22 protein-coding genes are annotated in these 20,739 nt (G+C 35.8%); 13 read left to right on the forward strand and 9 right to left on the reverse strand.

Going from position 1 to position 20,739, the window contains the following annotated elements; all coding sequences use genetic code 11:
• Positions 1-204 precede the first annotated feature (204 nt).
• The 12 genes from AAC084_RS17305 (at position 205) to AAC084_RS17360 (ending at position 12,662) form a co-directional block, all read left to right on the forward strand.
• Complete coding sequence (locus AAC084_RS17305; RefSeq protein WP_339841492.1) at positions 205-462, forward strand: hypothetical protein; 258 nt, start codon at positions 205-207, stop codon at positions 460-462.
• 65 nt (positions 463-527) lie between these two features.
• Positions 528-1,040 (forward strand): DUF932 domain-containing protein, encoded by a 513-nt coding sequence (locus tag AAC084_RS17310; RefSeq protein WP_339841493.1) that lies wholly within the window; start codon positions 528-530, stop codon positions 1,038-1,040.
• Positions 1,041-2,028: 988 nt separating this feature from the next.
• The gene (gene ssb / locus AAC084_RS17315) at positions 2,029-2,373 is read left to right on the forward strand and encodes a single-stranded DNA-binding protein (protein WP_339841494.1); all 345 of its coding nucleotides are present in this window, start codon (positions 2,029-2,031) and stop codon (positions 2,371-2,373) included.
• Between the two features lie 79 nt (positions 2,374-2,452).
• Complete coding sequence (locus AAC084_RS17320; protein WP_339841495.1) at positions 2,453-2,833, forward strand: DUF6876 family protein; 381 nt, start codon at positions 2,453-2,455, stop codon at positions 2,831-2,833.
• A 640-nt stretch (positions 2,834-3,473) separates the two neighbouring features.
• Complete coding sequence (locus AAC084_RS17325) at positions 3,474-3,854, forward strand: BfmA/BtgA family mobilization protein (protein ID WP_339841496.1); 381 nt, start codon at positions 3,474-3,476, stop codon at positions 3,852-3,854.
• 11 nt (positions 3,855-3,865) lie between these two features.
• Positions 3,866-4,897, forward strand: coding sequence for a MobB family relaxase (mobB, locus tag AAC084_RS17330; protein WP_339841497.1), 1,032 nt, complete (start codon positions 3,866-3,868; stop codon positions 4,895-4,897).
• Positions 4,898-4,902: 5 nt separating this feature from the next.
• Positions 4,903-6,483 (forward strand): type IV secretion system DNA-binding domain-containing protein, encoded by a 1,581-nt coding sequence (locus AAC084_RS17335; RefSeq protein ID WP_339841499.1) that lies wholly within the window; start codon positions 4,903-4,905, stop codon positions 6,481-6,483.
• A gap of 139 nt (positions 6,484-6,622) precedes the next feature.
• Positions 6,623-7,660 (forward strand): nucleoid-associated protein, encoded by a 1,038-nt coding sequence (locus tag AAC084_RS17340; RefSeq protein ID WP_339841501.1) that lies wholly within the window; start codon positions 6,623-6,625, stop codon positions 7,658-7,660.
• Complete coding sequence (locus AAC084_RS17345; protein WP_339841502.1) at positions 7,657-9,123, forward strand: hypothetical protein; 1,467 nt, start codon at positions 7,657-7,659, stop codon at positions 9,121-9,123. The genes AAC084_RS17340 and AAC084_RS17345 overlap by 4 nt, the downstream gene beginning before the upstream one ends.
• A 220-nt stretch (positions 9,124-9,343) precedes the next feature.
• Positions 9,344-10,711 (forward strand): RNA-binding domain-containing protein, encoded by a 1,368-nt coding sequence (locus tag AAC084_RS17350; protein WP_339841504.1) that lies wholly within the window; start codon positions 9,344-9,346, stop codon positions 10,709-10,711.
• Between the two features lie 66 nt (positions 10,712-10,777).
• On the forward strand, positions 10,778-11,950 hold the full coding sequence (locus AAC084_RS17355; protein ID WP_339841505.1) for a DUF262 domain-containing protein: 1,173 nt from the start codon (positions 10,778-10,780) through the stop codon (positions 11,948-11,950).
• Positions 11,940-12,662: a hypothetical protein gene (locus AAC084_RS17360; RefSeq protein ID WP_339841506.1), complete on the forward strand. Its 723-nt coding sequence runs from the start codon at positions 11,940-11,942 to the stop codon at positions 12,660-12,662. Before AAC084_RS17355 ends, AAC084_RS17360 begins: the two co-directional genes overlap by 11 nt.
• 8 nt (positions 12,663-12,670) lie before the next feature.
• Here the strand turns inward: AAC084_RS17360 and AAC084_RS17365 are convergent, their stop codons facing one another.
• Genes AAC084_RS17365 through AAC084_RS17405 form a run of 9 tightly spaced genes read right to left on the reverse strand, consistent with a single transcriptional unit; the run spans position 12,671 to position 19,888 of the window.
• The gene (locus AAC084_RS17365) at positions 12,671-13,033 is read right to left on the reverse strand and encodes a hypothetical protein (protein WP_339841507.1); all 363 of its coding nucleotides are present in this window, start codon (positions 13,031-13,033) and stop codon (positions 12,671-12,673) included.
• 7 nt (positions 13,034-13,040) lie between these two features.
• Positions 13,041-13,865, reverse strand: coding sequence for a DUF4138 domain-containing protein (locus AAC084_RS17370; RefSeq protein WP_339841508.1), 825 nt, complete (start codon positions 13,863-13,865; stop codon positions 13,041-13,043).
• 15 nt (positions 13,866-13,880) lie between these two features.
• The gene (gene traM, locus AAC084_RS17375) at positions 13,881-14,816 is read right to left on the reverse strand and encodes a conjugative transposon protein TraM (RefSeq protein WP_339841509.1); all 936 of its coding nucleotides are present in this window, start codon (positions 14,814-14,816) and stop codon (positions 13,881-13,883) included.
• A 50-nt stretch (positions 14,817-14,866) separates the two neighbouring features.
• Entirely contained in the window at positions 14,867-15,481 is a 615-nt protein-coding gene (locus AAC084_RS17380) for a conjugal transfer protein TraK (protein WP_339627963.1), read from the reverse strand.
• 20 nt (positions 15,482-15,501) lie between these two features.
• Positions 15,502-16,344, reverse strand: coding sequence for a hypothetical protein (locus AAC084_RS17385; protein ID WP_339841511.1), 843 nt, complete (start codon positions 16,342-16,344; stop codon positions 15,502-15,504).
• Between the two features lie 2 nt (positions 16,345-16,346).
• Complete coding sequence (locus AAC084_RS17390) at positions 16,347-16,922, reverse strand: conjugal transfer protein (protein ID WP_339841513.1); 576 nt, start codon at positions 16,920-16,922, stop codon at positions 16,347-16,349.
• Between the two features lie 4 nt (positions 16,923-16,926).
• Entirely contained in the window at positions 16,927-19,329 is a 2,403-nt protein-coding gene (locus AAC084_RS17395; protein WP_339841515.1) for a TraG family conjugative transposon ATPase, read from the reverse strand.
• Positions 19,316-19,600, reverse strand: coding sequence for a hypothetical protein (locus tag AAC084_RS17400; protein ID WP_074537505.1), 285 nt, complete (start codon positions 19,598-19,600; stop codon positions 19,316-19,318). The genes AAC084_RS17395 and AAC084_RS17400 overlap by 14 nt, the downstream gene beginning before the upstream one ends.
• On the reverse strand, positions 19,601-19,888 hold the full coding sequence (locus tag AAC084_RS17405) for a hypothetical protein (RefSeq protein WP_215932671.1): 288 nt from the start codon (positions 19,886-19,888) through the stop codon (positions 19,601-19,603).
• A 188-nt stretch (positions 19,889-20,076) separates the two neighbouring features.
• Between AAC084_RS17405 and AAC084_RS17410 the strand changes: the two genes are divergently transcribed.
• Positions 20,077-20,709: an N-acetylmuramoyl-L-alanine amidase gene (locus AAC084_RS17410; protein ID WP_339841517.1), complete on the forward strand. Its 633-nt coding sequence runs from the start codon at positions 20,077-20,079 to the stop codon at positions 20,707-20,709.
• The last annotated feature ends 30 nt before the right edge of the window (positions 20,710-20,739 follow it).

Genomic DNA, 20,739 nt, shown 5'->3' on the forward strand with positions numbered 1-20,739 from the left:
AGTTTTTGTGGGAATGAAGTACTACAAAAGGAAGAAATAATTAATCAATAGTAGCGCAAAGGTAAACTCGTAAAATACACCCATCAAAAGACTACGGCATAAAGCCGTTCGCACACTCACTTTTTATTCCGTTTCCTTTTGAGCTGAGATTTTAGCTTCCGTTTGGGTTTTGCTCAAATATTGTTTAATCTAAATTCAAAAGCTATGTATTTACACAAATTACAACAAGATGAAATTTTCGTTTCCAATGAAATGAAATCTTTAGAAAGTATTACTGGAATGCCATCCAGAAAAGGACTGGAAAATGCCATAATATCCAATGGCAAAATTGTCAACGTCGTGTCTAGCAGTTATGGACACATACCAAATGAACTCTTCTTCAAGAAAGCTGAACAGCTCTTGATAGATGCCCACTTGAAATACCATAAACGAACTATCAATAGAAATGATAGTCTTTTATAACCGACTTTATCATAGAGGATGACAACCAGTTTTCCCTGAAAAATGAAGAGGGTAAAATATTACCGATGCTGCGCTTCAAAAATTCCTATGATGGTCGAGAAAAAACTTCAGGACATTTTGGGTTTTACAGAGAAGTGTGTACAAATGGTTTACACGTCTCAAATGCACAGATTGACTTTTCGATAAAGCACACGAAAAACAACACCGAGTTGATACTACCGAAACTGAACGGACTTTTCGAGCGGTTTTTGGATAACGAGTACTACGAAATCACTCAAAAATTCAAAGAAATGGAAGAAATAACACTTATCGACACTAGAGCTTTCGTGAAAGACATACTGGAAAAAACGAAACTGTTCCGATATGAATGTAGCGATACCAACGATATCCCTTCCAAGAAATCTAGGGAACTACTAGACTTGATAGCAGTAGAAGGAAATGATTGGTACGAGACACCAACGTTGTGGGATGGATACAATGCCTTCAATTGGATGCTTCATAACACTTTAAAGAAAACTTTTTCCCAACAGGAAAAGTTGGATAAGTTGATATTCGATGAAGTTTACGCGATGGTGTAAGTTTCAAAAATAGGTTCATCCAGTACCTTAAACTGGATTTTAATTTGAAGCTAAGACTAGGAATAAAAGCGTTACACAACAAACCGTTCAGCACATACCCCAACATTCCGCAAAAAGCTACATTCCGGGAAAAGAGCTTCACTACAAAGTTCTTGGACACAACTACAAAGCTTCCATTTTCCATTTCACTTGCCCGCTCAATTCCGGGAAAAACGAAATGCGGTCAAACTACATTCCAATCTACAGCTTTGAAGTCAAGTCCGCCTTAAAGTTTACTAAAGAGGATAATTCGTTTTCATAATCCGTTCAGCACATTCCCCTGCATTACGTGCCTGCCTGCCGAAAAAGGCAAGAAAGCACTTCATTCCGTGAAAAGAGCTTCCCTACATAAGTCTTGGACACACCTATTGTTTTGCTTCCTTCATTCCGTTAACCCGAACCGCTGCGCTGGTTCGGGACACTTTATTCCGTTACAAAAAATAGGTAAGTCCGCCAAAAAGAGCGGAAAGCCATCGGCTAGATTTTCTTAACAGGATTTTCGGCGAAGTCTTCTTGAGCCTTCACTCGAAAATCCTTAAAAACCGAACCGCTGTCTTGCAGATTTTAAGGGGTTTATAATGGATAAAGCCTTTGTTGTTTTTCGGGTCGTCGAAAAACAGGCAGAACATAACCAATTCTAGATTAAACACAGCCACTTATTTCGCTTAACTATCGGTACGCTCAAACGTAACTGCGTTTAAAAGAATTGCTAATGCCCTTATGGAACTTGTCAAGACTATACAAAGTTTTAGTGAAAAATAAGGTTTCTACTTCCTTGAAATTCCAAGGAATTTACTACGTCGCAAACACACCTGATTTATTCCCGAAAAGTCTTGACAAAACCCACTCTATCCATTGTGTTACACACAGAAGAAAAGAATAAACACCCCTTAAAATTTAATCTGTTTTAAATCAATAGGGGAAATAAAAATCACTTAAATATTTTATTATGAAAAGTATCAAAAATCACGTACAGTTAATTGGAAACGTTGGACAAGAACCAACCATTACGAACCTTGAAAGCGGAAAGAAAGTAGCCCGTTTTTCAATCGCAACAAACGAGTATTACAAGGATGCAAAGGGCGAAAAGCAAACGGACACCAATTGGCACACGGTAGTTGCTTGGGGCAAGACTGCCGAAATTGTAGAAAAATTTGTAGGTAAAGGCAAAGAAGTAGGAATAACAGGGAAACTAAAGACCCGAACCTATACCACCGATGATGGAAACCAACGCTATGTAACGGAAGTTGTAGCCGATGAAATCCTTTTACTAGGAAGTAAAAACGACAAGTAGTCTTAAAAACTAAAGAGGGCGTTCCTCTCGAAAGTTGCGCCCTCTTTTTCATTATTCACTAATTTAAAAAAGCAAAACAATGAAAGCACAAGTTAATGAAATCAAAGAAAATTTACAGACATTTAGTGGTACTAATTTCTTCTACCAAATCCCATTATTAAGAACACGTTTTACCGACGGACTGAAATATTTATCCGAAGTAGCTGAATGTTTTTGGCTCATTACCGACACGTCCGTAATTGCAAAAAGTCTGATGAACCGAAGCGAATTTATCACAATCGATTTTAAAAGATTGTCCAAAGAAAAACAGGATTATTCGGGTTATGAAGCCGAGATAATTTACAGCGATGGCAACGATAATATTTTGGAAAAGCAAGGCTACAGAGCCACGGATTTTCCGCTTGATGAACTTCGGTTATTTTTTGTAAATGACACGCTGATGTTACCTAGCGAATACTAAATTTTGAAGCTATGATTTACATTAAATTTCAAGATTTGAGCGAGGAAAAGCAAGAGGAACTTTTACAAGTTTCTAGGTAACACGTTACACATCTTTTTGGGGAATCCATAAAAAAGTATGTAGAAGAAACTGGGGCAGATTATGAAAAATTGATAGATGAAGAAATGATTAAAAACCTATACTCATACAGTTATGTTTTCAATATCTGAAACTTTAAAGTTTTATTTAAAACACCTCTGAATTTTCAGGGGTGTTTTTATATGTAATCAATACCAAGTCAATAAAAATACGTATCTTTATTTCGCTGAAATTCAGCATACAAATTTAAGTAAGGTTATCCACTTTTCGACTTTCGCCGATAACCGTACACATCGAAAAATAACATATCGGAAAATTATTTTCCTAAAATGGCAATCGGTTTTTTTAACCGGATTGTATGGATTTTTGTCACGCTTGCGCGTGACGAAAAGGAATAGCAAGAGGGTAACACGCTGCGCGATGTTTCGGATTCCTTTTCGTTTTCAAATAGCTGATTATCAGCGATTTGAATATATTTTAATTTCCTGACAATCAGAGATTTGCGACAAACGGGCTGTAAATGCCCATTTTTAGGGAAGATTTTGCGACAAATCGGCGAAATATGGACTCATTTATTGGAATTAGATTTAAAAAGGAAACTGCAAAACGTTTCCAGACTTTCTCACGCACTTACTTCAAATCGCACACCGAGGCAATGTCCACGATGCTTGATTTTTTCTTCTACAACGAGATATCGCCAAAGGAAAAATTGGGTCCGACGGGGCGAACCATCGAAGCCAAATTACTTAAAAGAATCAATGCTGTAATTGCCATAATGAGGGATGTGGAAAAGACACAAACCAAACCTACGGTAGCGATGATTCAATCTCTTTTTCAGACAGAAGGACCAAATGAAAAGCCTCTGATTGTGGAAAAGAAATATGCCAAAGAGAAAAAGGAAGTACGCTTTCGCGAAAAGCAAAACCCAAATAATCAACTTTAAATTTTTGAGCTATGTACATCACAATAACACCTCAAAAATTAGGCGGCACTTATAGTCAAGGTTCAGCGGATTTTGTAGGCTATTTAGAGAAAGAAAATCAAGGTTTGGAACAACAAGATGTAGAACACTTTTTTAACCAATATGGCGATGAAATTTCCGCTGAAGAAGTGGTCAAAGAAATTGATGGAAACACCGCAAAATTGAAAAAGAAAGAACCCAAGTTTTATTCGATTACGGTCAGTCCTTCAAAGTATGAATTACGAAAACTTCAGAACAATAGCCAAGATTTAAAAACCTACACGCGTGAGCTGATGAAGGATTATGTCGCCAGCTTCAATCGGGAAATTAATGGCCGACCTATTACAATCAACGATATAAAATACTACGCCAAAATTGAACATCAAAGAACTTTCAAGGGGACGGACTTTCAGATAAAAGAGAACCAACCTTACGCGACAAAAATACTTCAGCTGAAAACTGAAATTCGAAACATCCAAGAAGGACGAACTGAAGGGGATATAAAAAAGATAAAAAAAGAAATTGCCAAATTAGAAGGGCAAGCACCACATCAACAAAATGGAAAACGTATTGTCCAGGGAATGCAAAAAGACGGAAACCAAAGTCATATCCATATTATAGTGAGCCGAAAAGATGCCTCAAATTCTGTAAGTCTTTCCCCAGGAAGTAAGCATAAAGCTTCGGAAGTTGAGATGCACGGTAAAAAGGTAAAGCGAGGTTTTGATAGAGATACCTTTTTCGCGAAAGCGGAAAAAACCTTCGACAAGACTTTTGGATATAACCGCAATTTTGCCGAGACCTATAAGGAACGAAAAGATTTTGTAAAAAATCCTAATCTCTATTTTGCCGCCTTGATGAAACTACCGGCAAACGAAAAGGCATTGGCGTTTAAAATGATGGCGAAAACGGGATTGCCTGTAGTACCCAGTATTCCTGTAAGTCAGGCACAAATCGCGCTTCGGGTTTTCAAACGCTTAAGACGTGGTGCGGAAATAGCAATTAAATCAAGTTCCATCGGAATATAAGTAGTATGCAGATAGATAATATTTTAACGACACTTTTAATTATTGGTTTTACCAGTACTGTTTTCTATGCGATGTTTCGGGTAAGCAAGTATGCGTTTCTTCTGAATTTTATTTTGCTTTCGACCCTCATATTCTATGTTGCTGATAGAAATGAACTAACAATAATTTTGTTGTATCTAGTCTGTCCGCTAGTATTAGTTAATACAGGACTATACGTTTTTCTGCATAAAACTGAAAACTCGCAAAATGGCGATAGTAAATACCAAGTCAATTTTGCTACTACCAAAGGAAATTTCAAACTAGATAATATTAAACGTGGCGCATCCGTCATCGGATCCGCCGGAAGCGGAAAAACCGAAAGTGTCGTTTACGGATTTCTAAAACACTTCCAGAAAGAAGGCTTTTGCGGTATCATTCACGACTACAAAGATTTTGAACTCACCGAAATGGCATTTCCCCTTTTTAAGGATAGTGATATTCCGTTTAAGGTCATTTCCTTTGATAAAATCATCCATAGGGTAAATCCCATTGCGCCACGCTATTTAGAGAACGAGGAAAGCGTAAACGAGGTGTCTAGGGTTTTAATTGAAAACCTTTTGGAGCAAAGAGAGAGCGGAACGTCTGGAACAACGAAATTCTTTAACGATGCTGCTGAAGGATTGATTGGTGGCTTGATTTGGAAATTGAAAACCGACTACCCTAAATATTGTACACTACCGCATTTGATAGCGATTTATCAACACCTAGATACAGATAGCCTAATTCAATTTTTGGAAACCAACACCACATCAAGAGCGATGGCAGATGCATTTATTAGCGGTAAGGATTCAGAACGGCAGACTGCTGGAGTAAAAAGCACTCTGGCAAATGCGCTTAAACGAATAAGTACACAGCGTATTTTTATGGCACTATCCGCAGACGAAGTGCCATTGAATATCAATAGCGAAGATAATCCTGCGGTCATTTCAATAGTCAACAACCCAAAATTTGAGACTTCGTATTCGCCTGTAATTGCTACCATTATCCACACCATTACCAAACAAATGAGCGTGCGGAATTCAAAACCTGCATTTTTGTTGATGGAAGAAGCGCCTACCATACGCCTTTTAAATATGCACCGAATCCCTGCAACGTTGCGTAGTTATAACATCTCAACTATTTATGTGATGCAGGACAAAATACAAAACGATATGATGTATGGCGATAAGGCAAGTAAAGCGATTTTGAGCAATCTATCCTACCAGTTTTTTGGTAAGGTCAACGACCCGGACACCGCCAAATATTACGAACGTTTTTTTGAAATTATCAAAGACCCAACCAAGAGTATCAGTCGAGGACATAATCTTGATTTTGATACACGAATTACTACTGGCGAAAAGGAAATTCCGAAAATAAGGGCAGATGTTTTCTTTAGATTAAAGGAAGGCGAGTTTATCACTTATGCAGATGGTAGGGATAAGAAGGTGCAGTTTAAGTTAGCCGATATTCAAAGGGAACTTCCTAATGAAACTAAACAGTTTTCTAAAGCTGATTTAGCAGCTAATTTTGACCGGGTTTATGATGAGGCGCGGTCAATATTTCAGTAATAATTCTCAATTTAAATATTTTTTAAGAAGAGATGTGAATTCCAATTCTCAATTAACAAATTTGTGTATGTTGCCTAATATCCTAATTTTTTCAATTATTTTAGAGGTCTGTTCATATCATAAACTACAACTGTCTAATATGGAAATAAAATTTACTTCATTGCATCAGGTTGACCACCATTTAAATAATGTCGAGGAAATTGATATCGAAAATCAAAGCGAAGATCTAATAAATTACACACAAAGATTAATTACAGAAATTACTGAAGGAACAAGCAAACGTAAGTTCAATTTTAGAAGAGATACTACAGAAGTACGTTCAGTCTTGGGTCAATTTATGGGAGGAAATTATAGTGGTAAAGATGCTAATGCTAAAAGGCTTTTAGGTGTAGAAAAGACAACACAGGCAGCTATTGCACATTTAGGTAACGAAATACAGAAGGGGAGTTTATTTCAAGCACATATTCTAGACGGAGATTCTGATATCATAGTAATCAGTAAGGCCGACCAAATTAGATTTTTAGATGAAGATGATTTCAATTTGAAAAGTGGTTTACCTTATGAAAAAAAGATTTTTAAAGCATTTCTAGTTCGCTTTGAAGCTGGAAAAGCTAAGGAAACATTTGTTTATGACACGACTACAAGGTTGGCAACTTATTGGTGGGATACATTTTTGGAATTAGATGAAGTATATACTTCAGAATATAATACTAAAACTGCTTTAAAGTTATTAGACAGCAAGGTGTTCAACAATATGAAAAAGAAATTTCCAGCTGACCATACTCGAATTAGAAACAAAGCTGTTGGATATTTTCAATCTCAAAATCAATTTGAAATGGGGAGCTTCTTAGAAGCGACTTTAAATAATTATGTGCCAATTGAATCTGAATTGCCTAAAACTGCAATAATAGAAAAAATCCGAAATCTTCCCGAACGATACAACTTTGATTCTCAATTCCCAATTGCGGAAGACCAAGTAACGTCAAGAAAAGTTAAAAGTAAAATAAATTTGACGGATAAGGTAGACCTTATAATAAAAGAAAATATACCTGAATTAGATAGTACTATAAGTGGTTTTCTGGACAAAGAAAACAGAAAATATATTATTATTCGAACCGATACAGGTTATGAACATTTCAAAGGGAACACTCTCGAAATATCTGAAGAAGAAGAATGAATATAGTTGAAGAAGTTGAAAAGTTATTTAGTTCTGTTAAGTCGTCAATTCAGATTGACGACAGGGCGACAACTTTTCGTTTTAATTCTGCAATATCTCAGAAACCTTCGCTTACGGATATCAGCATAAAAAGCTTTTTACAATTTATTCCGAAACAGGATACTTTGAAGCTTTCATTAGTTGTAGAGGAACAAGAACCAATCGGTTTTATCTCAACCTCATATGATTCCGGGTTTGTTGAATCCTTAAATGAGTATTTTGAGCATTATGAATCAAGTGAGCAAATTACTTTAAAAATAGAGATTGATAAAAATTCTCAAAATGGCTGTTTAAGTATTTACTCTTGGAATTCTTTCAATGCCTTTGTAAAATCTTTGCCTCTCTTACAGTTCGTCGATATCCTTTCAGAAGCTACTGGGTTAAATAATTGTCTGAAGTTCAAATATCTTGAAAAATCCTTACCTAGTTTTGAAACTAAATGGCTAAAATTTGGTTATGATTTTGAAAAATGTGAATTTCAGTCTCAGCTTCATCTAGTAGAAGCCAATTGCTACTTCAATGACAGCAAAAAATATCCTTATACCCCAATTCACTTTGATTTAACGAAAAGGCCCTTAACAACTAATGCAATAGTGGAAAAGTTGGATATCCTTACCGTAGCTTTTTCCATAATTTCTATTTTCGACTATTCAAAAATAGGATCTTCTACTATAGAATATCGATTAAATGGCTATAAGCTTGTGCAAGGGTCATTCGAGTTGGATAGAGAACTAATTAATAATGGTAAGAATTATTTAGAATTATTTGATTGGATATACTCTTCTGAGGGTAATGTGGCTGATAAATTAGGAGTAGCCCGAAATATTATATCACTTTATATTAGAGCTGATAATATTTCGGCTGATAGTGGTTTGATTCACTCTATAAAATCTGCCCATCAGACTTATCTCAAAGATAACGTTGCAAGTTACATATCGCTTCGTTCAAACATATTAGATGAATTGAGTTGGATATCTCAAAAGTCTTCGGAAGTCATACAAAGTTTTCTTTCCGCTTATAAACAATCTAGTTTAACATTTGTTTCTTTCTTTATCTCAATATTCTTATTAAGAACACTTAGTTCTGGGAATTTTTTGAAAGTCTTTAATAATGAAGTTACTACTGTAGCTCTTGCATTCTTAGTCTTATCGGTAGTGTTTTTGTTATTTTCCAGACTTACCGTTCTCAAAGAAAGAAATCGTCTTATAAGGAAATATGGTAATCTCAAATCACGATATACAGATCTGCTTATCGAAGAAGATATTAATCGCGTTTTAAATAATGATTCAGAATTTGAATATGAGAAAAATTTCATCAATAGCAGAATCAAACAATATACTTGGCTTTGGTCCATAACTATTGGAGTGTTACTGCTTACAATATTGTCCGTTTCGGAAATGATACCCTGCTCATTTTATCATTAATTTGCTATATATATATATATATATGTTTTAACCTTTTTACGATAACCTTTTTTAGGTTTATTATTTTAATTAGCATCTTTTATTAAAGGAAATTGCCGTATCCATCAATTTGCTATCATATTTAATAAATTTTTAAATTGTCAGGTACCCTATTACAGAAAACAAAATCAATTTTCGCAAATTAATATCATTATTTTCATCACCTATTTTATTTAAGTAAATGACCGAAACAAACCGTATAGAATACAAACGAGAATTGTCCGATGGACTCGAAAAAGAGGTCATTGCTTTCTTGAACTACCGTGAAGGTGGCATTATTTATATCGGCATCGATAAGGATGGAAATACTTACGGATTGGCAGATGCAGATGGCGACCAGTTGAAAATAAAAGATAGACTCAAAAATAACATCCGCCCTTCTGCACTTGGTTTGTTCGATATTGTGAGTGAGGAAAGGGACAGTAAGAACATCCTAAAAATTATTGTGGCCAGCGGTCCAGAAAAACCGTATCATCTCAAAAAATACGGGATGAGTGAAAAGGGTTGTTTCATTCGTTTGGGTTCAGCTGCTGAACCGATGCCACAAAAAATGATAGACGAGCTGTTTGCTAAACGTACCCGAAATTCCATCAGTAAAATTAAGGCAGGTCGTCAGGATTTGAGCTTTGGCCAGTTGAAAATTTATTATGAGGAGTCGGGATATTCCCTTGGTAAAGCATTCTCAAAGAACCTGGAGCTACTTACCGAAGATGGCGCTTTCAACTATGCTGGCTATCTTTTGGCAGATAAGAACAACACTTCTATAAAGGTGGCCAAGTATTCCGGCACAACCCGGACAGACCTTATAGAAAGTAACGAATACGGACACGAATGTTTGGTCAAAGCCACCAAGCAAGTGATAGATAAAATTGCTGTCGAGAACCGAACCAACACAAAAATAACAGCTAAGGAAAGACAACAAGCCAAACTTTGGAATCCCATCGCATTGCGTGAGGCCATTATCAATGCTTTTGTGCATAACGATTATACCAACGAAATAACACCAAAGTTTGAAATTTTTAGCGATAGAATTGAAATCACTTCGGCAGGTGGTTTACCTGAAGGATTGAGCGAGCAAGAATTTTTTGAAGGTTTTTCAGTCCCACGTAACAAAGAACTAATGCGTATTTATAAGGATTTGGAACTGGTTGAGCAATTGGGTTCTGGTATACCTCGTATTTTGGGACATTACGGAAAAGAAAGTTTTAGTTTTTCTGATAATTTCCTAAGAATGACTTTTATTGCTAAAGAAGCTGTTGTTGAAGAAGGTGGTCAAATAGGTGGTGTAAAGGGTGGTCAAGAAGGTGGTGTAATAGGTGGTGCAATAGGTGGTGTAATTGATTCAACCGAAGCTCTAACTAAAAGACAAAAAGAAGTGCTTAAACTTATTGCTACAAATCCTTCAATAACCTATAATGAAATAGCAGAAGCTTTAAGTATAAATGAATCTGCTGTTGGCAAACATATTACATCTATCAAAAATAAAGGTTTTTTGTTACGCCAAGGCGATACCAGAGGCTATTGGAAAATAAAACTTGAGGAAAATTAAAATAGATATCAGTTATATTTTGCAAATATTATACATAACAACTTTACATTAAAGGACAATTAATTTATGGATAATAGAGTTTATTATGGAGAATATTCCTTAAAACATTGGATAGAACTTATTCTAAAAAAGAATGTAATTTTGCCAGAATATCAGCGCTTTTTTGTTTGGAACGAAAAGAAAGTTGAAAAGCTAATTGATACATTTAAACAGAAACAATTTATACCACCAGTTACTATTGGTGCTTTTAAAAATGATGATGAAAGTCAAAATTTAATACTTGACGGCCAACAACGCCTAACGAGTATTTTGTTAGCCTACCTTGGTTTATTCCCAGACGAAACCGAATTCAAAAAAACAGTAGAGACTTTTGTAAATGACAATGATGATGATGAAGAGCCAGACGAAGTTATGGACAATGTTTTTGAATGGAAGTTTGACTTATTAACTTCAAAAGGGCGAACAAAACAAGAAATTAATTCAAAGATTATCGATGGCAATTATAAGCGGATAGATTTAGAACTTGATAATACTTTTTTCGAAACCCATTTTTTAGGATTTTCATATTTGGTGCCATCTATTACAGACCAAAACGACCAGCAAAAATACTACTCAACCGTATTCCGCAATATAAATATTCAAGGAGAAACATTATTACCGCAAGAAAGTAGAGCCTCACTATATTATTTAGATAAAAATTTAGAAAGTTTCTTTCGTCCTACCTTTATTAAATCCTATGCTATTAAGGGAACAAGTAGCGTAACAACTATCGATTTTGTTCGATATTTATCAATGCTTTCTCAATATTCCGTAGAACAAACATCCCATAGAATTGCACGTAGTTATAAACCTAAAATGGAAAAGTATTACGAAGAATATATTTATGATGTAGTAGCTGATAATGAAGGAAAGTATGGTAAATTCTCAACCATATTTCCTCAAAGAGCTTTTGAAGAACGTTTAACTAATTTAAGAAATACTGCCAGCGAACTAGATATTTCTAATGAATTTCCTTCGATAATAGATTTAGATATGTATTTCTTTGGCCTTATCTATGTTTTAGTTTTTGAAAACAATTCAATAAATATAGAGCGCAAAGAGGAACTTATGGCAGAAGTCCAAGTACAAATCAATGCTTTTAAAGCAAATTCCTCACACACCAGAGCGCCTAGTAATTTAGGACATCTTAGGTCTAGAGTTCAAAGTTCTATAGAAATATACTGTAGATATGCGAACTAACACACATTCAGATTTTATTTTTTCCCCAATAACAGAGGTTTTGAAGGATGCCGTTACGGCGAGTTCAGGTATAGGGAAGGGTATTGAAACATTTCCATTATACGATTATGTGATGCAATCTACATTTTTAAAAGCTACTGGTTTTCAGGAGCAAAAGATGAAATGTATATGTTGGGAGATAGCAACGTTTGATTATGAATATAGATACGAGTTTACTAAGACCCCATTGGGCGAATGTTCTAGTTATTCTGAAAAGCAAAAAATTTATAGAGAACTTATAAATCAGTTGAAAAAAAATGGTCTTGTATTCTCTGATATTAATATTGATAAAGAAGCTATTTTGAGGTCAGCTTTTTCTGAGATTTCAGGCATATTTTCAAAATCTAATCTATCTATCTGGGCGCAAAGAGAGTTTGTTAATTTTGAAAAACTATTAGTTGGTATAAATGCAAATCATTTTGCTAATGACAAGGGAAGTTTATTTTCAAATCCATTACTTCAGGAAATCTACCAGAATCATTTATATAGACACAGAAACAGAACAGCTCATAATACTTCATCATATCAACAGAATCTACCTACGCTGGCAACCCTAATAAAAGAAGAGTATAAATTTGAAAATTATTTTGTGTACTTTTTTTTACTATCGCTTATTGATAAAATATTTATTGCGCTTTATAACAAATATTTAGAATTGATAGATGTGAATTAGCAAGATACTTAAAAAGGCCCTTTTTCCCTAGGACCTTTATTAGTCACTTTCCATTGGTTATTTTCTTTTACTAGTTTAAAAATACCAGGCTTACTATCATAGTTAGAACTGTATTTGACCCACGCAATATCAGTCTCGATAACTTCATCTGATATGGCAACGCTTGCATCATTATCTGCGTCTGGCACTAAACCCTGAATCATTAGTAAACTATCATAGCCGTCGGAAGTGGTATGTTTTTTTAAAGTGCTATTATCTTTAGCATAAAAACTTTCTACCACAATCTTAGTGGTTTCTGATGGAGACATATTCTTGGTTTCAGAACAAGAAATAAATAAAAGTACGAGTGAGCAAAAGACTAAATTTTTCATAATATTATTAATTTGGGTTATTGATATATCTATGCGATATATTCAGTTTTATATTGCGTTCGCCATCCTTCTCGTTCAATTCCAAAATTGCCCTACGGTCATCTGATAATGAAAATTTGGGCATAACGTAAACAAACCGCACCATTTTACCTTCTGCAATTTTTGAAGGCAGATGCTGCTTGTAAATAGGTTCTTGATACAAACTTTGTAAAGATTTCCTTTTCCCTTTTTGTCGAGTCTCGATGGAAAGGTTCAAGAAATTCAAATCGTAATCCATCGTAGAATTATTCTCAATCCGGACAACGAAGTAGAGTTCTTCTTTATCAAAAACAATATTTTCAACAGTCAAACCAATGCCTTGCGTTCGCTTCTTAATCCGACCGATACGTTGGTTTCTGTTAAGAAGATAGGAGCAGAATTTTTGATAATAGTAGGTTCTGTTATCTATATTTTTTTCAGAAGTTACAACCTGAATCGAATCGGTTACTATTGGTTTTTCATTCCCAATACTATTTGAAAATGGAATGAAATAATTGAGCTTTGATAGCTGCTTTTTATATCTTACAATATACGAAAAAATTGCACCATTTCTATTGACTACCAGTAGATTACTTTCTTTCCCAGGCTTCGCCTGAAGTAATCCAAAATACTGTTCTTTTTCACGATTGTAGGTAAAGACAAAATTATCTGAGCCCGTTATGCCCTGTCTTATGGGTTCTGGAAAAAATAGGGCTACATTTTTGGTATCGTTTGTGTAAATAGTGTCGAGCGACTGTTGCGCCATAATATGGGTTGCACAAAAAACCATCATAATTATCATATAAGTTTTCATAATAGTATCTTTTTATTATTGCCGATTATCGGCTTTTAGGATTAATCTGTAATTGTTTAGGACGGTTACTTTTACCCTTCGGTTGGAACGCCGAAATACTTGTGTAAGTCCGCCCACTTGTGGAACGGTTGGGATATTGATATCGCCAATGACATCATCCAATACTTCCCTTGTTGCTTCCGCTCTAAAGTTATTCTCGACATAAATGCCCTCGCTTCCATCTTGCAAGTCAAATGCTTTAAGCTTTGTTGGATGATGTTTGATATTTTCAATTTCAATAAGCGCGCGATTGGGCTGAAAACTGATAAACCCAAAAACTGATGTGTTTTTTGGCATAAGCTTACCATTGATAGTTGCGGATTTCGTAAGCCGCATTCTTAATCTAGTATTTGCAGTTACGATTTGGTCGCCATCGACAACCACATAAATAGTTTCATCCGTATTGCCTAACGTTGAAAAATCAATAGGTTTCGGCGATGCAGCAAAGAACAGTTGATGTTCTAGTCCTAACTCTTTGGCTTCAATTTTTTGTTCTCGTTTTAGTTCAGTAGAATCAATTTGACGGGTATTATTTTGAGCAACTTTCTTTTGCCCAAAGTTCTGATACTTCTTTTCAGAGTAATGAATCTTACCCGCATCATAGATACTATCTACAATGCGTTCTTTTTCACGTTCTGGAAGGTCAGGGTCATAGAACCCTAACGAGTCAATTAACTTTTCGTCGTATATACTCGGTGCATTGGTTTCCCTTGCTTCCTTTAAATCGTTGATGGCATCCAGTTTGGAATCATACTCTTTTTGGTTTTCGTCCAAATCTGGTACTAAGGTCTGTTCTAGATTATCATTTTCGCTTTCATCATCGCCCATAACCATCATAGAATAGGAAATCAGGAATATGAAAATCACAGCCAATACAGCCGCAAATACTATTTTGTTCTTTTCTATTTTCATAAGTGTTGTTTTTAAATGCCAATTAACCGCCCGACGGTAGGCGGTTCGGCTCAATTTTCATCGTTTATTTTTTTTAAGGTGTTCTCGAAGTAATCGGTAATTAACAATCCGTGAGGATTATTTGGGAAATTACGGTCAACCATTATCAGATTTCCTGTAGAAACCAACTCGTATCTATCGATAATAGTCCCTCTATTGATTTCAAAAATGGTGGTTGTTGTAAAGCTATATGACCCGCTGTTTTCGCTTATTTTGGAATCAATACTCACTACTTTTTCTACCAAAGAATACTGTAACAATCGGTTGTAGACACCATCCGCTTTTTTTTGTCGGTATAGGTTATCCACGGAACTGTTGCCGAGCCAAAGTGCCTTTTCTAGATTGCGTTCGTAATTACTGGCATCGATATTATAAAAGTAGTTGTGGAACAGGTCTAAATGTGCCAAAGCTTCAACCCTAAAATTTTCTTTTTGTGTAACGAGCTTCAGCGGAATAATGCTGCCATCGGTATTTATGGCGAAGGCACTATTAAGTGCTTCTTTATTTGTCTTGAATGCCATCCATAGGGAAAGGGTGCTCGATAGCATCGCAAAAATGACAACTGCCAACACGATAAATCTGTTCAATTTTAGGACGGCATAGATGTTTTTATAGGGTGTTTTCATAGTTCTATCTTTAATCTGTCTTAGGCAGTAAATAATCTGAGCGTAAACGATGTGGCGCGTTTGTATAATTTGAATTTTAGAAAAACAATGAAACCTACCGACCCAAGCTGAACCACAGGTGCAAAAAAGCCCTGGCCAACATCTGTCCCAAAAAGGCTTGTCCAGAAGTTCGTATTGATTTCAGTATAGAGTGCGTTTACAAATACGTTGACCAAAAAGAAGGCTGGTACTAGCATATAGACCGCAGCGTATAATTTAAAAAAGGTATAGGCAAGCGAACGGAACTTTTCAAAAACGGCCAAACTTATAACCAACGGAAAGAAAGCTTGCATTATTCCAAGTAAAAAGTAGCGTTCTGCAAGGAATAATGGGTAGATGAACAAGTCCAAAATCCAAAGAAAAAGACTAATGATAAAGGCAAATATTTTAAATCCGTAAAGTGGCGTAACAAGAGCTTCGTACAATAATGCCATTGCTGCCTGAGCTGCTTCTAAAAAATTGATTTCCTCTTCAATAGGAATATCCTGCATCTGCAAAGGCAATAAAGCGGGTGCTGTACCACGATATTGAGCTTCAATGGAAACCAAAATGCTATCAAAGAAGCCAAGTACTTGTGTCGAGAATATGACCAGAATAACTATTGCAAAATTCTTCATCAATTCCCCAGGACTCAATCCCCAAGTGTAACCATCCTTATCCGCAATACCTTCATTATATTTTTTTAGGATATTGACCAGAAAGAACAATACAGCAAGCGTTTTCATTCCTGCAATAGTATATTGCGAGAAACTGCTGTTCTGTATGGTTTGAAATACCGCATCAACGTATTCCAGTCCAATCCCTAAAAGTATGGCTGCGGTCATTATTAGTATTCTGTTTCTCGGTTATTAATTTTGTCCTGCATCTTTCTAAAAGAAATAATATCCTTGTAGCGTTTCGTTTTTGTTTGAATGTTTGAAACCATTTCTCTGGATTCCTTTTCTTTCTGTTTTAACACTTCGGCGCGTTCGGCATCGGACATTTTTAGATTATCGCTGGACAAGATTTCGCCCATAAAGTCAACGGTGTCCAAAGAGTTTTGCACTATGGCGTCAAAGGATTGTGCAACACGTGTAACTTCGTCGGGCTTGATGTAAGGCGAGTTTAAAATATCCTGCAAATCGTTTTGCATTACATTGATAAGGCGTTGATTGTTGGCTGCTATTTCTTCAACTGCCCTAAGTTGTTGGACAACACTTGACACCTTTTCTATACTTTCTTTTGCATCTTTCAGGAACTTTACAGACTTAATAAGTTGAGAGGTCTGTTTTGCAGATTCGACAAGAGATTTTACCAAGCTAATAAAGTTGGTATTGTCATAAGTGGGCATTCCCTGGCACGCAGCGCGTGCAGGCAGTAAAAAAGTGAATGCGATTGCGAGTACTAAAATTTTTGTCTTCATAATATTATGTTTTAGATGTGAATTGAATTATTGCTTTTTCCATATTGTTATGCTCATCGAAGAGCTTCATTATGGCCTCGTTTTCTTGTCCATCGGTCAAGTATGCCGCATATACTTCCTTCGGAACTTCTAGCCTAAAAATGTTGCTTTCCTTTCCTATTTTGATAAACATCTCGGTGTACTTCCGTGGTCCAGAAAGATTGTTTTTGATGGATTTTAATTGGTTTAAATCGTGGCTAGATAGATTGAGTCGTTTGACCAATTCGTCATATCCTTTTTCGTTGTTCAGGCTATAAATGACCTGCGTATTTTCTAGTATGCTGGCTGATGTTGAATTATTGGGAAGTTGATTTATGGATTGAAGTATAATCCCAATAGCACCATTTTGTTTACGGATAGCTTGATAATAGAATTCCACGCTTTCCAATACGTTATCAAACTTGAGTTGTTTGGCAAACTCATCAAATAGAATGATACCCTTTTCAGCTCTGTTTTTCCAAATAGTTCTTTGGATAGCGGACTTAATCAGCTTTAACATCACGGACAGGATTTCCTTGTTGTCCTTGACTTCATCCAGTTCAAAAACAATCAATCGTTTATCCTCGATTTTATAGGTCTGGTCTTCACTCACTTCAAAAAGGAAACTATACAGACCATCGCCGACATATTCGGACATTACGTGCAAGAAGCTCGTAACATTAAAGTAGTCGGGATGGATTTTTAGGTTATCAAGAAGATTTTCTTGATTCCTTTCTATAAAATCATAGAAGCCTTCCAACGAATGATTTTCAGAAGTGCTATCGTAATAATGACGCAATATCTTTTTGACCGAAACCGATTGTGCTTTGGTTACTTTTAAATCCGAAGCAAAGAGCTCAAAGAGGAAAACAGACAAGTCTTCCAAACGTTCCGGTGTTAGGTCATTAGTATCACTTATATAAAATGGATTGATGCCCAAGTTTTTGCCACTTTCATAGCGAAGCACCGTGTATTTTTCTGGGTAGAGTTTGGCAAATTTGGTGTAGGATCCACCAAGGTCAATGATGACCAGACGTACACCACTTTCAAAATATTGGCGTAGAATATTATTAGCCAAAAAGGATTTGCCTTCCCCTGTTGGCGCAAAAATGGCGAAGTTTCGTGCCTTGATACGTTTCTTCTTTTCGTCCCAAACATCCTTTAAAACGGGAATGTTATGTTCACGGTCGTTAAAGATGATTCCAGTAGCATCGCTTTTGTAATTGGTGTTATTGATGAACAGGCATAGTGCGTGCTTTAAATCGGTTACGTATAAATCGTTATTTGAGAAATTAGACGAAAAACAGCAGTAACTGTTCAGGATATAATTCTTTCGTTCTTCGCCTCTAGGATAATACGGAATGATATCAAGTTCCTTAAACTCAGTCTTAATCTTTGAAGTGATTCTATCTAGCTCTCGGGCTTCCCGAGCCCAGTAAACAATGTTTAAATGACCACGAATAATCCGTGCATTATCATCCGCATTGATTTGGTCAAGGATATGCTGAATTTTGCCAAGTACTACTTTGTTTTGCGAACCGAAGCTTGAACTCTTGTTGAGTTCTTCAATCTTTTTGTCGAGCAACTTGCGCCACTTCTGTTTGTCATCCAAATACAAAATTTGATTGACGATATGATTTTCGTCAAGCGTAAGCCCTAAGCCATCAATAAACCCTTGATGAAATACAAAATCGTCAGAAGTGAATTTCTCATTGGTTTTGCTACTCTGTACACTTTCGCCAAAGCACAGTTCGCTATTGATGGCAAGGGCATCAAAATGGTTTTCGCCAATATTGACGCTTTTCTTTTCTAATAAAATATCGGTATCAAAACCTTCGTTAAAGCCATTGAAATAGCCTTTGGTTAACTGTTGGATTTCCTTTGCATCAATCGGAAGGAATTCCATTTTACGACTGTTATTTATGAAGGAAACGGAATCGCTTACCGAGTTGACGAACCGTTGCACGTTATCATCCAGTTCTTGCACAGTTCCTTTTGAAACGTTACGGAACGGATTCACATATTTTGAGTTATTGAGTGCCTTGTTCTTTGTCAAAGTAAAAAACAGGTAACACTTATGTTCTATATGTCCGCGACCTTTAAAATGCTCGTGTGTGGCTTTTTCTAAAAAGGTGCTATTTGGTAATTGTTCCGATGTATAAGTTTTCTTCAGGTAGATATCTTGCTTATGAACTACAGTCCCAACTGGTAATGATTTTAGGGCTTGAAACCAAGCACCGTGCATATCCTCAAAATCATTTTCAGAAAGCGAATAGATTTCCGGTAGATTCCCTTTATAGCACAAAACCACGTTGCCATTATTGGCAAACACGATATTATCTTGAATATCTGCGATAGGTTGATATGCCGAAAGGTTAATCTTGTTCATAATCGAAGCCAGAGTTTTGTTTATTACTTATAATTTGTGGGAATACTTTTGCCACCTGAAACAGTTGTGGATTATTGCTAATTCTCGTGAGCGCGATGTATAAAGCAGCGTTGAAAATGGCAACACCTATAATTATTCCAAAACTGAACGAGAAGATGATAACCATTAGCGAAGCGAGTATGGACATCATCATTAGGGCAAACAAGGAAATGGGCAGCCCAAAAATGACTGCCTTTTTCCTAATGTTTTTATAGGGCTCAAATTTCTTCATTTATACTACGATAGAAATCAGATAAGTAAATATGCCGACAACTGCACCTGCGATTAAAACAAAGACAAGGACACGGGTAATACCTTTTTTAAGGTCTGCATTTTCCCCAAAGAAATGTCCGGCATTAAATAGGAAACCAACAAGAAATATAACCCCAAGTAAAATTGGAAAGATGGTTCTGATGGTATCGCCCACATCATTAACGGAATCTTCAATTCCCCCAATTTGGGCAAAAAGTGATGTTGAGAGCAGCGACAAAAAAGTTGCCAAATAGATTGATTTTTTCATAATAAAAGGTTTAGAGTTTTTATTTATTTTCGCTTTCTTAAATTTACATATATTTGTACATAAATAACTGAATATCAATTATTTGTGAATAAAATATTATTTGAAATCAATTGAATTTAATTGCTATTATTTGGCATCAAATTCTATGAGTTTTTGAAGGAAAGTTGTTGATAACCTGAAAATTGAAAATGAAAAAAGTGCTCAAAAACGTCAGTTTTGTCTTTTTGCTTCTAAAAATGTGCATCGTTTTTAGTCAAGAACCGACTGCTCAAAAAAGAATTGTGATTGACGTTGGGCACGGTGGAAAAGATGCTGGGGCCATAGGCATAAATGGCATCCAAGAAAAGGATGTGGTTCTGGATATTGCGAATGCCATTTTAAAGTTCAATAATGAATTAGAAAAGCCACTCGATATTTATTTGACCAGGTATAAAGACACCTTAATTTCCTTATCGGATAGAACGAAGCTGGCCAAAACACTAAAAGCGGATTTATTTGTGTCCCTACATTGCAATCATTCTGATAATTCAGATGCTAGAGGTGTTGAAGTTTACACTTCGAGCAAGCAAGGGGAATATTCTAAAGAATCTGTTTTTGTTGGTTATCAAATTGAAAGAACACTTTGCAAAGTAATTGGGTACGAGAGTAGAGGTATAAAGTTTGCAAATTTTCAGGTGCTTCGCGAAACAGTAGGTAATTGTATTTCTGTTCTCTTGGAATTAGGCTTCCTATCTAATAAAGAAGAAAGCGATTATCTATCAAACACCACAAACATAAAATTTATGGCATTGGCCATTTTACAATCCCTAAAAAAACAGTAGCGTTATGAAAGACATATTTTTAGAGTTAAC

Origin of the sequence: uncultured Maribacter sp., from assembly GCF_963977385.1 — a bacterium.
Classification (GTDB): Bacteria; Bacteroidota; Bacteroidia; order Flavobacteriales; family Flavobacteriaceae; genus Maribacter.

Coding starts and splice junctions, on each gene's coding strand:
- AAC084_RS17305 (WP_339841492.1), top strand. CDS start 205: ATGTATTTACACAAATTACAACAAGATGAAATTTTCGTTTCCAATGAA.
- AAC084_RS17310 (WP_339841493.1), top strand. CDS start 528: ATGCTGCGCTTCAAAAATTCCTATGATGGTCGAGAAAAAACTTCAGGA.
- ssb (WP_339841494.1), top strand. CDS start 2,029: ATGAAAAGTATCAAAAATCACGTACAGTTAATTGGAAACGTTGGACAA.
- AAC084_RS17320 (WP_339841495.1), top strand. CDS start 2,453: ATGAAAGCACAAGTTAATGAAATCAAAGAAAATTTACAGACATTTAGT.
- AAC084_RS17325 (WP_339841496.1), top strand. CDS start 3,474: ATGGACTCATTTATTGGAATTAGATTTAAAAAGGAAACTGCAAAACGT.
- mobB (WP_339841497.1), top strand. CDS start 3,866: ATGTACATCACAATAACACCTCAAAAATTAGGCGGCACTTATAGTCAA.
- AAC084_RS17335 (WP_339841499.1), top strand. CDS start 4,903: ATGCAGATAGATAATATTTTAACGACACTTTTAATTATTGGTTTTACC.
- AAC084_RS17340 (WP_339841501.1), top strand. CDS start 6,623: ATGGAAATAAAATTTACTTCATTGCATCAGGTTGACCACCATTTAAAT.
- AAC084_RS17345 (WP_339841502.1), top strand. CDS start 7,657: ATGAATATAGTTGAAGAAGTTGAAAAGTTATTTAGTTCTGTTAAGTCG.
- AAC084_RS17350 (WP_339841504.1), top strand. CDS start 9,344: ATGACCGAAACAAACCGTATAGAATACAAACGAGAATTGTCCGATGGA.
- AAC084_RS17355 (WP_339841505.1), top strand. CDS start 10,778: ATGGATAATAGAGTTTATTATGGAGAATATTCCTTAAAACATTGGATA.
- AAC084_RS17360 (WP_339841506.1), top strand. CDS start 11,940: ATGCGAACTAACACACATTCAGATTTTATTTTTTCCCCAATAACAGAG.
- AAC084_RS17365 (WP_339841507.1), bottom strand. CDS start 13,033: ATGAAAAATTTAGTCTTTTGCTCACTCGTACTTTTATTTATTTCTTGT.
- AAC084_RS17370 (WP_339841508.1), bottom strand. CDS start 13,865: ATGAAAACTTATATGATAATTATGATGGTTTTTTGTGCAACCCATATT.
- traM (WP_339841509.1), bottom strand. CDS start 14,816: ATGAAAATAGAAAAGAACAAAATAGTATTTGCGGCTGTATTGGCTGTG.
- AAC084_RS17380 (WP_339627963.1), bottom strand. CDS start 15,481: ATGAAAACACCCTATAAAAACATCTATGCCGTCCTAAAATTGAACAGA.
- AAC084_RS17385 (WP_339841511.1), bottom strand. CDS start 16,344: ATGACCGCAGCCATACTTTTAGGGATTGGACTGGAATACGTTGATGCG.
- AAC084_RS17390 (WP_339841513.1), bottom strand. CDS start 16,922: ATGAAGACAAAAATTTTAGTACTCGCAATCGCATTCACTTTTTTACTG.
- AAC084_RS17395 (WP_339841515.1), bottom strand. CDS start 19,329: ATGAACAAGATTAACCTTTCGGCATATCAACCTATCGCAGATATTCAA.
- AAC084_RS17400 (WP_074537505.1), bottom strand. CDS start 19,600: ATGAAGAAATTTGAGCCCTATAAAAACATTAGGAAAAAGGCAGTCATT.
- AAC084_RS17405 (WP_215932671.1), bottom strand. CDS start 19,888: ATGAAAAAATCAATCTATTTGGCAACTTTTTTGTCGCTGCTCTCAACA.
- AAC084_RS17410 (WP_339841517.1), top strand. CDS start 20,077: ATGAAAAAAGTGCTCAAAAACGTCAGTTTTGTCTTTTTGCTTCTAAAA.